Here is a 15,514-nt window from a genome sequence, read left to right on the forward strand (position 1 = left end):
TGGCGTTTGAAGCGTAAAAAAGGGGCCAACGCGTGTTTGCCCCTTTTTTTAAATCGAATTTATATTGAACTTGTGCATCTTCGTGATGCAATGAATTAGGAGAGAAACATGGCAGCAATTACAGCAGCGATGGTAGGCGAATTACGTGCAAAGACAGATGCACCAATGATGGAATGCAAAAAAGCATTGACGGAAGCTGAAGGCGATATGGAGCGTGCGGAAGAGATTTTGCGCGTTAAATTGGGTAGCAAAGCTTCTAAAGCAGCTTCCCGTATCACAGCAGAGGGTGTAGTTGCCTCTTTCATCTCTGGTGGCGTTGGTTCTTTGGTAGAAGTTAACTGCGAAACTGACTTCGTTACTAAGAATGATGACTTTATCGCTTTTGCAAATAAAGTAGCAAAATTGATCGCTGATGCAAATCCAGCTGATTTGGCTGCATTGGCTGCATTGCCATTGGAAGATGGCACAGTTGAAAGTATTCGTGCTGGTTTGATCGGTAAGATCGGCGAAAACATGTCTATCCGTCGTTTCCAACGTTTTGAATCTGCAGCAAAAGTTACTTCTTACTTGCACGGTACACGTATCGGCGTGGTAGTCGAATTTGATGCTGCTGATGAACAAATCGGTAAAGACGTTGCGATGCACATTGCAGCGATGAAACCAGTTTCTTTGTCTATCGAACAAGTTCCTGCTGAATTGATCGAAAAAGAGCGTTCAGTAGCTTCTTTGAAAGCGGCAGAATCTGGTAAGCCAGCTGATATCGTTACAAAGATGGTAGAAGGTTCTATCCAGAAGTTCTTGAAAGAAGTTTCTTTGTTGAATCAACCATTCGTTAAGAACGACAAGCAAACAGTTGAGCAAATGTTGCAAGCTGCTGGCGCATCTGTGAAAGCATTCACAATGTTCGTCGTTGGTGAAGGCATTGAGAAGAAGCAAGATGATTTCGCTGCTGAAGTGGCAGCGCAAGTTGCTGCTGCTAAACAAGCGTAAGCTGACTTCAAAAAGAAAACGGGCCGAAAGGCCCGTTTTTTTAAGAGTAGTATTTAAGAGTGGTATTTGTAGTATTGGCAGTAAAATGAAAAATCGTGCTAGTGCAAGCGATTATCGCAAGTGTTTTATATCGGGGTTTCTCTTTGTTCTCTGAACTCAGAATGGATCTCAAAGAATTTTTGCAATAATCTCTTCCCAACTTTAAAGGAGCCCAGATCGTGACTAAACCAGCTTATAAGCGTGTGCTTTTAAAACTCTCTGGTGAGGCTTTAATGGGTGATGATGCCTATGGCATCAATCGCGCAACCATTGAGCGTATGGTGGCCGATGTCGCCGAAGTTTCCCGTATGGGCGTAGAGCTGGCAATTGTAATCGGTGGCGGCAATATCTTTCGCGGTGTAGCACCTGGTGCTCAAGGTATGGACAGAGCCACTGCTGATTATATGGGTATGCTCGCCACGGTGATGAATTCCCTCGCTTTGGGTGATGCTATGCGTCAAGTTGGCGTGACTGCACGCGTAATGTCAGCGATCGCGATTGAGCAAGTTGTTGAGCCTTATGTTCGTCCTAAAGCCTTGCAATATTTGGAAGAGGGTAAAGTGGTGATTTTTGCTGCGGGTACTGGTAACCCTTTCTTCACGACGGATACCGCTGCGGCCTTGCGCGGAGCAGAGATTGGTGCTGAGTTGGTCTTGAAAGCTACCAAAGTCGATGGCGTGTACACTGCCGATCCGAAAAAGGATCCAACTGCTACTCGTTATACAACCATCTCTTTTGACGAAGCGATTTCGCGTCATTTGCAGGTTATGGATGCGACGGCCTTTGCCTTGTGTCGTGATCAGAAGTTGCCGATTAAAGTATTCTCCATTGTTAAACCAGGTGCTTTAAAAAATCTGATTATGGGTGGAGACGAAGGTACCTTAGTCCACGTATAATGCGCCGTTTCGGATTGCAAGGTGATCTTTGCTGATTCACCAAACTTAATTTGTTTTGAGGTCAATGAGAGCGTAAGCTCTCATTCTCATTTAGTTCAGGAGTAAATCATGACAGTTGCTAGTGTTAAAAGTAGCGCCGATCAGCGCATGCAAAAATCGATCGAAACCTTAAAGGCAGATTTATCTAAGGTTCGTACCGGTCGTGCTCATCCAGGTATTTTGGATCACGTAATGGTCGATTATTACGGTTCGCCGACGAATATTTCACAAGTCGCCAATATCACTTTGATCGATTCTCGTACCATCGGTGTCCAACCGTGGGAAAAGAAAATGTTAAACGTGATCGAAAAAGCGATTCGTGAATCCGATTTGGGTCTGAACCCAGCATCACAAGGCGATTTGATTCGCGTACCAACACCACCATTGACAGAAGAACGTCGTAAAGAAATGGTGAAGTTGGTTAAGACTGAAGGCGAAGATGCCAAGATCGCTGTGCGCAATATTCGCCGCGATGCAAATGAATCATTGAAGAAATTGGTCAAAGATAAGGATATCTCTGAAGATGATGAGCGCCGTGCCCAAGATGATATTCAGAAGTTGACCGACAAGTTTGTGGCTGAAGTTGATAAGCTCTTGACTGAAAAAGAAAAAGAAGTGTTGACCGTTTAAGTCGCGGCATCATTTTTTCTTTATTCAAACTCGGAGTTTCATGAATTATTCAAGCTCAACGAAAACAGTCCCCGATGCGGGACTGATGCCGAAGCACATTGCCATCATTATGGATGGCAATGGGCGTTGGGCTACTAAGCGTTTTTTGCCTCGTGTTGCAGGGCATGTTAAAGGTGTTGATGCCGTACGTGGTATTGTCGAAGCCTGCATTAAACGCGACATTCAATTTCTGACTTTATTTGCTTTCAGTTCTGAGAATTGGCGACGTCCTGCCGATGAAGTGTCTTTGCTGATGCGTCTATTCGTTACTGCTTTGGAAAAAGAAGTGAAGAAGATGCATGACAATAATATTCGCTTGAAAATTGTTGGCGACTTATCGCGTTTTGATCTGGCTTTGCAGGATGCGATTCAAAAGGCAGAGGAATTGACTGCCGCGAACACGCGCTTAACTGTCACGATTTGTGCCAATTATGGCGGTCGCTGGGATATTGTTCAGGCTGTCAATAAACTGACATCAAATGGGCAAGCGGCATCTGACATCACAGAAGAGATGCTGGAGTCGCAATTGTCAATGGCGTATGCGCCCGAGCCAGATCTGTTTATTCGTACAGGCGGCGAAACGCGGATTTCTAATTTTTTGTTATGGCAATTGGCATATACGGAATTGTTTTTTACCGATACCTTTTGGCCTGATTTTAATGGCAAGTCTTTAGACGAGGCCATCGCCTCTTACCAATCGCGTGAACGACGCTTCGGCCGCACTAGTGCACAACTAGCGGAAGGTACGGAAGCTTAACGGCTTTGGTATTTAACTTTTTCACTCATATCGGATTGCTCCTATGCTAAAAACAAGAATCATTACCGCCATAGTGTTGCTAGCTATCTTGGTGCCTATCGTATTTTCTGGGTCTAGCCTTGCATTTACAGCGGCGGCGGCAATTTTTCTTGCTGCTGCGATGTGGGAAAGTCAGCGTTTGTTTAATAAGCCCGGCGCCATCCTTATCTCTGCAGTGTGGGCATTTGCATTTGCTTATTTGACGTTGCAAAACACCAGTTTTTCCTTGCAAACGCTTTTCACTGTTTGCGTTCTATTCTGGGTTTTTGGCTTGGTTCCGAGCTTGAAATTTGGGCTGCCAGATGTCAATAGCTTCGCCAGTGGCTTGATTAGTGGTGTGTATGCGGTCGCGATTTTTGGATGCTTCGTCGCAATGAGTTACCTGTTTGGTAAATCGGCCAAGTTGTTACTTTCAGTGTTGGCCTTGGTCTGGATTGCTGATATCGGTGCGTATTTTGTTGGCAAGGCGATTGGCAAACGCAAACTTGCGCCAACGATTTCTCCAGGTAAGTCATGGGAAGGCGCAATTGGTGGTGGAGTTTTGGTGCTCTTGTTTGCACTCCTTTGTGTGGCTGTTCCTTCGCTATCAGAAACTTTGCCAGCTCGAATTTACACGCATCAAGGACCAGTCGCATTAGTTATTTTGATGATACTCATCGCCATTGCGAGCGTCATCGGTGACTTGTTTGAATCCTTATTGAAGCGTCGTATCGGAATGAAGGATAGCAGTAGTTTGCTACCTGGCCATGGCGGCGTCTTAGATAGAATTGATGCGCTTATTCCGGTGTTGCCGTTCGCTGCGATGTTTGTGGCACTGTGGAATTTGTGATCAAACACAGCTTTAATTAATCAGCCTCGTCGAAACGTATGCAAAAACAAAGTATCTGTATTTTAGGATCGACCGGGTCCATCGGAATTTCGACGCTGGATGTGATCGCTCGGCATCCTGATCGTTATAAAGTCTTTGCATTAACAGCACACACGCAAGTCACTAAATTGGCTAGCCAATGCCAGCAATTTGAACCGCAGTTTGCGGTTGTTGCCAATGAAAATTTAGCCCAAGAATTACGAGAGTTACTGGCGCAATTTTCATCGACAACACTGGTTTTGCATGGTGCCCAAGCGTTGTGTGAAGTTGCTAGTGCTACTGACTGTGATGTGGTGATGGCCGCGATTGTTGGTGCCGCAGGTTTGCCCGCTTCACTAGCTGCAGCGCAGGCTGGCAAAAGAATTTTGTTGGCGAATAAAGAAGCTTTGGTCATGTCTGGGCAATTGTTTATTGATGCCGTTGCTAAAAGTGGTGCGACCTTATTGCCGATTGATAGTGAACATAATGCCATTTTTCAATGTTTGCCCCATGGTTACCAACGCGATTTAGATGCAAGTGGCATTTCCAAGATCATATTAACCGCTTCCGGTGGGCCGTTTCTTAATCGTGAAATTTCGACCTTGTCACAAGTCACTGCTGCGGAAGCAATCGCGCACCCTAACTGGGTCATGGGGCGAAAGATTTCGGTCGACTCGGCCACCATGATGAACAAAGGCTTGGAAGTCATCGAGGCACATTGGTTGTTTGGAGCCGCTGTTGATAAGATTGAAGTCTTGATTCATCCGCAAAGTTTGATTCATTCTATGGTGGCATATGTGGATGGATCGTTGCTTGCGCAACTGGGAAATCCTGATATGCGTACACCGATCGCCTACGGCCTTGCCTATCCAGAGCGTATTGCATCTGGAGTAGCGCCTTTGGATTTGAGCCAATTTCTACAATTGAATTTCTTTAAACCTGACATGGAGCGCTTTCCGTGTTTGCGTTTGGCTTATGAAGCTTTAAGGGCGGGGGCATCGGCGCCTACTGTGTTGAATGCCTCAAATGAAATTGCTGTGGAAGCATTTTTGCAAGGAAAATTAGGTTTCATGCAGATTGAAGCGGTCGTTGCTGAAACTTTGTCACGAATTGAAACACAAAGTTTGTCCGATTTGGCGTCCATCCTCGAAGTAGATCATCAGGCTCGCAGGATTGCGACCGATTGTGCAGCAAATTTAGGGATGTGAGATGACTTTTCAATTCCTACAAACTGTTATCGCCTTTGTTTTTGCACTTGGTATCCTCATTATCTTTCATGAGCTAGGACACTTTTGGGTTGCTCGTTTATGTGGTGTCAGAGTTTTGCGTTTTTCCGTTGGCATGGGGAAACCATTGTGGATCAAAAAGTTCGCGAACAGTGAAACGGAATGGACTTTGTCAGCGATCCCATTAGGCGGTTATGTGAAGTTTTATGATTCGCGTGAAGTCGATACGTCTCAAGCAACACCACAAGAATTAGCGGGTGATTTTTCTCGGAAATCCGTTTGGCAGCGTATCGCGATTGTCGCTGCGGGGCCGGTTTTCAATTTTATTTTAGCCATCGTTTTATTTGCTGCCTTGTTTTCCTACGGCACTCCAGATCCCGTCGCGAAGTTGCGCATCTCTTCTGAATCTTCCATTGCTTATGTGTCAGGGCTAAGGCAGGGCGATTTGGTTCAGCGTGTCAATGGCGAACAGATTCAATCATGGTCGGACATGCGATGGAAATTACTGCAATTGGGCCTAGATAAGCGGGAGGTGCGCATACAAGTTGCGCGTAAGAACCTCGATCGGAGTTCTAGCCTTGATCAGTTGGAATTCAAACTCCCTCTGTCTCAATTAAGTGCTGTCGATTTTGAGTCAGATTTTTTGCAGAAATTGGGCATAGAGTTTTTCCGTCCACCTGCGATCCTCAATGACGTAGTTGCCGGTGGACCTGCCAGTAAAGCTGGGTTAAAAGCTGGTGATCAAGTCATCGAAATCAATGATCAAGCAGTGTTGGATAGCCAGGCATTTCGGGACATCGTCAACGCATCGCCGAATAAACCGTTGACGATGTTAGTGCTTGGTTCGGGACAAGAGTTTGAAGTGATAATTACACCTGACGCGGTGGAAGAGAACGGCAAGTTGATTGGTCGGATTCAAGTTGCGCCACAGGGGCAGTTGGAGATGACGGTGTTATCGTATTCTGCTTCAGAGGCGGTCTATCGCGGAGCAGTACGCACTTGGGATACTAGTGTTCTGACGCTGAAAATGATAGGTAAAATGCTGACTGGTGAAGTGTCGTGGCGCAATATCACCGGCCCAATTACGATTGCTGATTACGCAGGTCAGACCGCTAGAGTGGGATGGATTAGCTACCTGCAATTCATCGCATTAATTAGTATTAGCTTGGGAGTGATGAATTTGCTACCCATACCTGTGTTAGATGGCGGTCATTTGTTGTATTATTCGCTGGAAGTTTTAACGGGGAAAGCAATCCCTGAGAAATATGTAGAGATGGCGCAGCGAGGAGGGCTAACTGTGCTGTTGTGTTTAATGCTTGTCGCTTTTTTTAATGATATCGTCCGACAGATGTCATAATACGCAGCTTATTCATTGCTGTATTGTAAAAGCTGCAATCAAGTAGAAATATTGAGACTGAAAAACCCCAATGAAATTACCATTAGAGAATTTAACTTTGCCAGCATTTCCTCGTCACCTCCTCGCCACAGCAGCCTTAGCTTTGTGTTCCGGTCATGCCCTAGCAATTGAGCCATTTACAGTCAAAGAAATTCGCGTTGAAGGTTTGCAAAGAACCGAAGCTGGTACCGTCTTTAGTTATTTACCGGTTCGTGTCGGCGAAGTTTTTAATGATGCCAAAAGTATCGCGGCCATCAAGGCTCTGTTTGCAACAGGGTTCTTTAAAGATGTGCAGATCGAGGTGGAAGATGGTGTGTTGGTGGTTTTGCTCGACGAGCGTCCAACAATTTCGACTGTTGATTTCACAGGTACGAAAGAATTCGAAAAAGAACAGTTGGTAAAAGCATTAAAAGATATCGGTGTTGGTGAAACCCGGATTTTTGATAAAGCAACCGTTGATCGTGCTGAACAAGAATTAAAGAAACAGTACTTGTCACGCGGTTTGTATGGTGCGCAGATTACGACAACAATTACGCCGATTGAGCGCAATCGCGTCAATGTGACTTTTGTTGTCGATGAAGGCGATATCGCCAAGATCGCGCAAATCAATATCATCGGCAATAAAGCATTTTCTGATGGTGAATTGAAAGAAATGCTGACATTAAGCACGCCAACTTGGTTTAGCTGGTATTCGAAAGCAGATCAATACTCTAAACAGAAGTTGTCTGGTGACGTAGAAACAATTCGTTCGTTTTATCAAAATCGTGGTTACTTAGAAATGCAAGTGACTTCGACCCAGATTTCAATTACGCCTGATAAAAAACAGGTCTACATTACGCTCAATATCGATGAGGGTGATAAATATAAAGTCACTGACGTCAAGATAGAAGGCGATACTTTTGGCCGTGAAGACGAGCTGGCCTCCTTGATGTTGCTTAAGAAAAATGAAACGTATAACGCTGCTTTGTTGACCGCTAGCACAAAGCGGATATCTGATCGCATGGGTAACTTTGGTTATGCATTTGCGAACGTTGTCGCGAATCCATTGATTGATAAAGAGAAAAAAGAAGTTGCCTTCACCATCTTTGTTGACCCAGGTAAACGCGTCTATGTTCGTCGCATTAATTTGGCTGGCAATACCCGTACTCGTGATGAAGTCATACGTCGTGAATTCCGACAATTCGAGGGCTCTTGGTATGACGGTGAAAAAATTAAAGTGTCACGTGACCGTGTTGAGTACTTAGGCTTTTTCAAAGAGGTCACTGTCGATACACCTGAAGTGCCAACTAGTACCGATCAGGTTGACGTCAATTTGAGTGTAACCGAAAAACCAACCGGCAATATCATGATCGGTGCGGGTTACTCAAGTGCCGAAAAAGTTACCATCACAGGCTCAATTCAACAAGTGAACGCCTTTGGTAGTGGTGATACGATAGGTCTAGATATTAACACCAGCAAATACAATCGGACGATCGCATTAACACATGTGGATCCCTATGTAACAGATGATGGTATTAGTCGTAGCATTGATGCTTATATTCGTACATCACTGCCGCCAATCGGCTCTTATGGTTACTATCGTATTCAATCTTCAGGTGGAAATATTCGCTACGGTATTCCTTTTTCAGAATTGGATACGGTGTTTTTTGGTGTCGGTCTGGAACGATCAAAAATCGATACTTACCTAGACAGTCCTTATCGTTATAAAAAATATGTTGCTGATTTTGGTGGTGCTGGGGTCGAGAAAAATCCGACAAGTTCCATTTGGGGTGTTGGTACCGCGATTAACGACTCGATTCCACTCTCGTTAGCATGGCAACGTGATAGTCGCGACAATGTGATTACACCATCAATTGGTCGATATCAACGTATTAATTTCGAATTGTCTGCCTACGGTGAATTTAAATATTACCGGGCAATCTACAAACATGAGTATTTCAAACCTATCTATCGCTCAGTAATTTTGGCAATGAATGGTGAAATTAATTATGGACGTGGTTTGTCGGGCAAACCTTATCCTGTATTTAAGAATTTCTATGCAGGTGGTATCGGATCTGTACGCGGGTATGAACCAGGTTCATTAGGAACAAAAGATCCTAATAATGATACTTTAGGTGGTTCTACACGTTTGGTTGGTAACGTGGAACTACAAGTCCCGTTTCCTGGCGCTGATAAGTCCTTACGTTGGTTTACGTTCTTCGATATTGGTAATGTCTTTGATGAAGGGCAAAAGATCCGTCCTAAGGATTTGAGAACGTCGATCGGTATGGGTATTAGTTGGATCTCACCGATGGGACCGTTGAAACTGAGCTTTGGTAAGGCACTCAATGCAAAACCTGAAGATAGACGCCAAGGCTTCCAGTTCACAATGGGAGCAGGGTTTTAATTCTGTTTGATGAAATATGTTGATTGTTTGCTGGTTGGTAAATTGAAGTTTGTCATGTGGAGAATATTTTGAGTCACATATCTAATCCGTCCAAATTGGTACGTCATTTTTTGCTCGGCGCAGCTTCTCTTTTTGCTTTCGCACAAGTCCAAGCGCAAGATTTCAAAGTGGCTTTTTTTAATGGACAGCGTGTTTTGGATGAATCTGTACCTGCAAAAATAGCTTCTTCACGTATTGAGCAGGAATTTTCGAAACGTAAAAAAGATCTAGATGATGTTAACGATCGTTTTCGTACTGCCTATCGTAAGTATGAAAAAGATGCACCAACGCTATCTGAGGGCGAGCGCCTGCGTCGTCAACGTGAATTGGCTGAGATGGATCAGGATTTCAATCGTAAGCAGCGGATTTACAACGAAGATTTAGCACAGCGTCGTCAGGAAGAGGCGATCGCTTTAGGTGAACGTGCATTGAAAATCGTCCGTCAAATCGCGGAGGCCGAAAAAATCGATATCGTTTTACAAGACGCTTCTTATGTGAATCCACGTATCGACATTACAGACAAAGTACTGAAAGCACTTTCCAAATAAAAATGACAGATAAAAGCATTCGACTAGCGGAGTTAGTCGATCGCTTCGGTGGTCAGTTAATTGGTAATCCTGATATTCAGGTCGTCGGCATTGCCCCATTAAGTGATGCGAGCGATCGTCATATCACCTTCCTTTCTAATTCCAAATTCAGATCGCAAGCGGAAAAAACGCAAGCAGTCGCTCTGATATTGTCAGAGCAGGATCATCATCAGATCGGGGATGCCTATCAAGGTGCGCGTATCGTTACGCCTAATCCTTATGTCTATTTCGCCAAAGCTGCGCAATATTTTTTCGATTTACATGCTGTCATTCCTGCACAAGGTATTCATCCATCGGCTTGGGTTAGTCCACAAGCAGAGGTTGCAGCATCCGCGAGTATTGCTGCTCATGTTTCTATTGAAGCTGGCGCAGTGATCGGCGAGCACGTTGTTATCGCAGCTGGTGTCTCGATAGGCCGTGGTGTTGCCATTGGCAATAATAGCCAAATTAACGCGAATGCCAGCATTTATAACGACTGCATTATCGGTCAGCGTTGCATTATTCATTCGGGTGCAGTGATTGGTGCTGATGGTTTTGGCTTCGCGAATGAAAAAGGCAAATGGATTAAGATTCCACAAACAGGTCGCGTGGTGGTTGGCGATGATGTTGAGATCGGGGCGAACACGAGTATAGACCGCGGTGCTTTGGCTGACACCATTATTGAAAATGGTGTCAAGCTCGACAATCAAATTCAAATCGGTCACAACTGCCATATTGGCGAGAATACCGCCATGGCAGGTTGCGTTGGTGTAGCGGGTAGTGCCAAGATAGGTAAGAACTGCACGTTTGGTGGTGCCGCGATGGTACTCGGACATTTGACGATTGCGGATAACGTTCATATCTCATCTGGAAGTATGGTATCTCGCTCCATCCATGAGCCAGGTCAGTACACAGGTTTTTATCCTTTAGCGAAGAATGCAGATTGGGAAAAGACCGCTGTCATTGTGCGCAATCTCGATAGCATGCGCGACAAGCTCAAACAATTAGAGAAGACTGTTAAGGCACAGGCATCTCAAGTCATTCATCAACATTTAAATACCTCTAACTCAGAAGAATAGTATGGAAAACATCGATAAGACCCTAGATATCAATCAGATCAAACAATACTTACCGCATCGCTACCCGATGTTGTTAGTTGATCGCGTGTTGACGTGGGAAAGTGGTAAGACGATCACGGCAATTAAGAATGTCACCGCGAACGAAGAATTCTTTAACGGTCACTTTCCAAATAAACCCGTCATGCCTGGCGTGTTGATGGTAGAGGCAATGGCGCAAACAGCCGCGATTTTATCCTTTCTGACAATGGGCAAAAAACCCGATGAAAATACCATTGTGTATTTTGTCGGCATCGACAATGTGCGCTTCAAACGCCCTGTGGGTCCTGGCGATCAACTGAAAATGGATGTGGAAATTTTGCGTGTAGCGCGCGGGATTTGGAAGTACAAAGCGGTAGCCACAGTCGATGGTCAATTGGCGTTGGAAGCAGAGTTGATGTGTACCTTGCGCAGCACGAGTGATGAAACGAAAACAGCGACGACAACAACTGGCGAAACTCCTGTAGGAGCATAAAATATGCTTATTCATTCCACCGCTATCATTGACCCAAAAGCGCAGCTTGATTCCAGCGTGGAAGTCGGCGCCTATTCAATTATTGGTCCAGATGTGCGTATCGATGCCGGGACTAAGATCGGCCCTCATGTCGTCATTGAAGGTCATACGAGCATCGGCAAAGACAATCAGTTCTTCCAGTTTTCATCGATAGGTGCTGCACCTCAAGATAAAAAGTATGCCGGTGAACCGACGTTATTGACGATCGGTGATCGCAATGTGGTACGTGAATTTTGTACATTTAATTTAGGTACCGTGCAAGATGGTGGTGTGACCAGTATTGGTGACGATAATTGGATCATGGCTTATGTCCATATTGCCCATGACTGCCACGTAGGTAGCCGTACGATCTTTGCAAACAATGCGGCATTGGCAGGTCACGTGCATATCGGTGATTGGGTGATTCTCGGCGGCTTCTCGAATGTGCATCAGTTCTGCAAAATTGGCGCACACGCGATGGTTGGTATGAGCACTAGCTTGACCCAAGATGTACCTCCGTTTGTTATTTTGAATGGCAATCCAGCGGCCGCGCATGGTATCAATATCGAGGGTTTGAAACGTCGTGGATTTAGTCGCGAACAGATTTCCGCCATTCGTCAAGCATACAAAACCTTGTACAAATCAGGTTTGACTTTGGATGAAGCGAAAACCGAGTTAGATCAGGAAATCGCTGCACAAACGGCGGAAATCGCTGAACATATTTCTGCATTCCGTCAATTCCTCGATACCTCAACGCGCGGCATCGTGCGTTAATTTTTAGGACCATCGTGACGCGTCCTATTATCTCTATGGTCGCCGGAGAGACCTCCGGTGACATGCTGGCAGCCCGTTTATTGTCTGGCTTGCGCCCTCAATTACCAGAGTCCCTTATGCATGGCATTGGTGGCAAGCACATGGCCGAGTATGGATTTCAGAGTGATTTTCCGATGGAAAAACTCTCTGTTCGTGGGCTGTTTGAGGTCTTGATGCATTATCGAGAGATCTCCGGCATCCGCAAGCAGTTGATGGCGCAATTATTGGATGAAAAACCCGATGTGTTTATCGGTGTCGATGCGCCTGATTTTAATTTGGACCTCGAAGTCCAACTCAAGCAAGCTGGCATTCCAACAATGCATTACATCAGTCCATCAATTTGGGCATGGCGTGGTGGCCGAATCAAAAAAATTGCTGAAGCGGTTTCGCACATGTTAGTGATCTTTCCTTTTGAAGAAGAAATCTATCGCAAAGCGGGCATACCTGCGACCTATGTTGGTCATCCTTTAGCACAAGTGATTCCCATGGAGCCCGACGTCGAAGCCGCGCGCGAGGAACTCGGACTGGAAACCGACGCGCGCATTGTGACGATTCTGCCTGGCAGTCGCATGTCGGAAATCAAATACAATACGGCAGCATTTATTGCGACGGCTAAATTGCTGTTACAACGCGATCCGCATTTGCACTTCTTGGTGCCTATGGTCGGCGCCAAACAACGCGCTTACTATTCGGAATTAGTCTTGGCAGCGGAATTAGATGAAGTGCCTATTTTGCTCATGGAAGGCAAGTCTCATACCGCGATTGCTGCGGCCGATGTTGTTTTGGTAGCCTCGGGGACAGCCTCCTTGGAGGTCGCGCTATTTAAAAAACCGATGGTGATTGCCTACAAAATGATGGCAGCGTCTTGGCATGTGTTGAAGCACATGGGTTACCAGCCTTGGATAGGTCTGCCGAACATCATGGCAGAGGATTTTTTGGTACCAGAGTTTTTGCAATCTGCAGCGACGCCACAAAACATGGCTGACGCATTATGGCAGCAGCTCAATGATGTTGCCTTGCAAAGGCGTTTAAAACAGCGCTTTACTGATATGCATCACGATTTGTTGCGTGACACCGCAGGGATTTCAGCGCAAGCTGTACTCAATCTTATTCAGAATCGCTAGGCGATTTTTACACGACTCAACGCGATGCATGATCAGCGTTCAAGTTCAGCAGGAAATATCCACTATGTATATCGATTCTCACTGTCATATTAATTTTCCAGAATTGGCAGCCCGTTTGCCGGAACTCTTGCAACGCATGGAAGACAATGGTGTGACGCATGCTTTATGCGTTTCGGTCGATTTGCCAGACTTCCCTCAAGTCTTGGCGTTGGCAGAGCAGTATCCGCATATTTATGCTTCGGTTGGGGTGCATCCTGATTATGAAGATACAGAAGATCCTAGCGCTGAGCGTTTAGTCGAGTTGTCGCAGCATCCTAAGATTATTGCGATTGGTGAAACAGGGCTCGATTATTTCCGATTAAAGGGAGATCTGGAATGGCAGCGTGAGCGTTTTCGTCAGCATATTCGCGCATCGCGTTTGAGTCGCAAACCTCTAATTATCCATACGCGTGCAGCTTCGGAGGATACGATAAGGATTATGCGAGAAGAGGGCGCAGGCACCGATCAGGGTGGCGTGGCGGGCGTCATGCATTGCTTCACCGAGCCTTTAGAAGTGGCACAAGCTGCGGTTGAGATGGGCTTTTATATTTCATTCTCTGGTATTTTGACCTTCAAGAGCGCAAAAGATTTACAGGCTGTTGCTAAAGAGTTGCCGATTGAACGTATATTGATCGAAACCGATTCTCCTTATCTGGCACCTGCGCCACACCGAGGCAAAATGAACGAGCCAGGATTTGTAAAGCATGTTGGTGAATTTTTGGCAGACTTAAAACAATTGCCGCTGAAACAGGTGCAAGAACAAACGACCCAGAATTTTTTTGATCTTTTTAAGTTCGCGCAAAAAAATGAAGTTGAAAGACAAATCCATGCGCCGACTTAGCTACCCTCGTTTGATTTTAGTTTGTGTTTTTTCACTGTGGTTCGCATCTGCAGCATGGGCGCAATCATCAACGTCATTGTCGACAGCAGAACAAATTATCCGTGCTGCTCGATTTGATGATGTTAAGACCATTAAACAATATGCAGACCAGCAAGGCGACATCAATCTCGCCGAGCCGGATCGTGGCGAAACTTTGTTAATGATCAGTGTAAGAGAAAACTCGCAAAGAGTTTTTGAATACTTGTTGCAACATCCCAAAACTCAACTAGATCAACGTGCTAAAAATGGCGATACCGCGATCATGTTAGCGGCTTATCTTGAACAAAAAGAGTCGGTTCAGCATCTAATTGACGCTGGTGCGCAAGTGAATCAACAAGGTTGGACTGCATTGCACTATGCAGCGGTTGTTGGTCATTTTCAAATCATTCAATTGCTGATAAAACAGCGCGCTGACGTTAACGCTGAAACGCCGAATAAGACCACACCATTGATGTTGGCAGCGCGTCGTGGTGAGATGGCCGTGGTCAAATATCTGATTGTTGAAGGTGCTGACATATCTTTGAAAAATATGCTGGGTTGGACTGCTTACGATTTTGCTGTGGAGTCGGAACGGCGCGATATTGCTACCATGTTGCAGGAACTAATGCTGACATCAACAAGGGCGCGCAAATAGATTTGCGGATTGCGATGAACTCTAGACTGCGCCGACCTCTGTTGATTCTGGGACTATTGTTGACTGCATGCGGCGCCCCCAAAACAGAGACACCGCAGCCTGATACTGCCATTGAAAAACCAAAAATCCCAGACAACAATTCTGGCAAGCCTGATCAACTAAAAATCGTCAAGTCGAATGCAAAAACCTTAGTGGACTATCAACTCGATTTGGCCAATCATCTTTCTCGTGTGAATGCCGCAACAATTTATGCTGGCAATCCTCAGGCTCTATTACGTTCGGTGATTGTGCTGAGATTTTCCGTAAATTCGCAAGGAAATTTACTCAGCAAAGTCATCGTGCGCAGCAACAAAGATAGGGAAACGGAAGCTATCGCTTTGTCCAGTTTGGTCAAGGCGCAGCCTTTCCCTGTTCCGCCCGCAAGATTCTTAAAACAAGGCAAGATCGATATCGTCGAAACTTGGTTGTTTAATTCGGATGGGCGTTTTCAATTAAGAACGGTCGCTTTGCCGCAGGCGAGTCAGTGA

At 45.4% G+C, this 15,514-nt stretch carries 16 protein-coding genes; all 16 read left to right on the forward strand.

Annotation, left to right across the window (positions count from 1 at the left end; all coding sequences use genetic code 11):
• Nucleotides 1-108: 108 nt before the first annotated feature.
• Entirely contained in the window at nucleotides 109-990 is an 882-nt protein-coding gene (tsf, locus tag H8K52_RS01270; RefSeq protein ID WP_186920691.1) for a translation elongation factor Ts, read from the forward strand.
• A gap of 218 nt (nucleotides 991-1,208) precedes the next feature.
• Nucleotides 1,209-1,925: a UMP kinase gene (gene pyrH, locus H8K52_RS01275; RefSeq protein ID WP_186920692.1), complete on the forward strand. Its 717-nt coding sequence runs from the start codon at nucleotides 1,209-1,211 to the stop codon at nucleotides 1,923-1,925.
• Between the two features lie 108 nt (nucleotides 1,926-2,033).
• Entirely contained in the window at nucleotides 2,034-2,594 is a 561-nt protein-coding gene (gene frr, locus H8K52_RS01280; RefSeq protein WP_186920693.1) for a ribosome recycling factor, read from the forward strand.
• Nucleotides 2,595-2,634: 40 nt separating this feature from the next.
• Nucleotides 2,635-3,390 carry a polyprenyl diphosphate synthase gene (gene uppS / locus H8K52_RS01285; RefSeq protein WP_186920694.1) on the forward strand — a complete coding sequence of 252 codons (756 nt, stop codon included), beginning with the start codon at nucleotides 2,635-2,637 and terminating at the stop codon, nucleotides 3,388-3,390.
• A 43-nt stretch (nucleotides 3,391-3,433) separates the two neighbouring features.
• Nucleotides 3,434-4,258: a phosphatidate cytidylyltransferase gene (locus tag H8K52_RS01290; protein WP_186920695.1), complete on the forward strand. Its 825-nt coding sequence runs from the start codon at nucleotides 3,434-3,436 to the stop codon at nucleotides 4,256-4,258.
• A 38-nt stretch (nucleotides 4,259-4,296) separates the two neighbouring features.
• Nucleotides 4,297-5,484, forward strand: a complete 1,188-nt coding sequence (ispC, locus tag H8K52_RS01295; protein ID WP_186920696.1) for a 1-deoxy-D-xylulose-5-phosphate reductoisomerase — start codon at nucleotides 4,297-4,299, stop codon at nucleotides 5,482-5,484.
• 1 nt (nucleotide 5,485) lies between these two features.
• On the forward strand, nucleotides 5,486-6,859 hold the full coding sequence (gene rseP / locus H8K52_RS01300) for an RIP metalloprotease RseP (RefSeq protein WP_186920697.1): 1,374 nt from the start codon (nucleotides 5,486-5,488) through the stop codon (nucleotides 6,857-6,859).
• 70 nt (nucleotides 6,860-6,929) lie between these two features.
• Nucleotides 6,930-9,284: an outer membrane protein assembly factor BamA gene (bamA, locus tag H8K52_RS01305; RefSeq protein WP_186920698.1), complete on the forward strand. Its 2,355-nt coding sequence runs from the start codon at nucleotides 6,930-6,932 to the stop codon at nucleotides 9,282-9,284.
• 68 nt (nucleotides 9,285-9,352) lie between these two features.
• Entirely contained in the window at nucleotides 9,353-9,871 is a 519-nt protein-coding gene (locus tag H8K52_RS01310; RefSeq protein ID WP_222613636.1) for an OmpH/Skp family outer membrane protein, read from the forward strand.
• 2 nt (nucleotides 9,872-9,873) lie between these two features.
• A complete protein-coding gene (gene lpxD, locus H8K52_RS01315) occupies nucleotides 9,874-10,968 on the forward strand; it encodes a UDP-3-O-(3-hydroxymyristoyl)glucosamine N-acyltransferase (protein ID WP_186920699.1) in 1,095 nt (364 codons plus the stop codon).
• Nucleotide 10,969: 1 nt separating this feature from the next.
• Nucleotides 10,970-11,479, forward strand: a complete 510-nt coding sequence (fabZ, locus tag H8K52_RS01320) for a 3-hydroxyacyl-ACP dehydratase FabZ (protein WP_186920700.1) — start codon at nucleotides 10,970-10,972, stop codon at nucleotides 11,477-11,479.
• A gap of 3 nt (nucleotides 11,480-11,482) precedes the next feature.
• Nucleotides 11,483-12,271: an acyl-ACP--UDP-N-acetylglucosamine O-acyltransferase gene (gene lpxA, locus H8K52_RS01325; RefSeq protein ID WP_186920701.1), complete on the forward strand. Its 789-nt coding sequence runs from the start codon at nucleotides 11,483-11,485 to the stop codon at nucleotides 12,269-12,271.
• Nucleotides 12,272-12,285: 14 nt separating this feature from the next.
• Nucleotides 12,286-13,434: a lipid-A-disaccharide synthase gene (lpxB, locus tag H8K52_RS01330; RefSeq protein ID WP_343044116.1), complete on the forward strand. Its 1,149-nt coding sequence runs from the start codon at nucleotides 12,286-12,288 to the stop codon at nucleotides 13,432-13,434.
• Between the two features lie 64 nt (nucleotides 13,435-13,498).
• On the forward strand, nucleotides 13,499-14,314 hold the full coding sequence (locus H8K52_RS01335) for a TatD family hydrolase (RefSeq protein ID WP_186920702.1): 816 nt from the start codon (nucleotides 13,499-13,501) through the stop codon (nucleotides 14,312-14,314).
• Nucleotides 14,301-14,987: an ankyrin repeat domain-containing protein gene (locus tag H8K52_RS01340; protein ID WP_186920703.1), complete on the forward strand. Its 687-nt coding sequence runs from the start codon at nucleotides 14,301-14,303 to the stop codon at nucleotides 14,985-14,987. The genes H8K52_RS01335 and H8K52_RS01340 overlap by 14 nt, the downstream gene beginning before the upstream one ends.
• 14 nt (nucleotides 14,988-15,001) lie before the next feature.
• On the forward strand, nucleotides 15,002-15,514 hold the full coding sequence (locus tag H8K52_RS01345) for an energy transducer TonB family protein (protein ID WP_186920704.1): 513 nt from the start codon (nucleotides 15,002-15,004) through the stop codon (nucleotides 15,512-15,514).

This window comes from Affinundibacterium seohonense (assembly GCF_014284305.1).
GTDB classification, from domain to species: Bacteria; Pseudomonadota; Gammaproteobacteria; order Burkholderiales; family Burkholderiaceae_D; genus Undibacterium; species Undibacterium seohonense.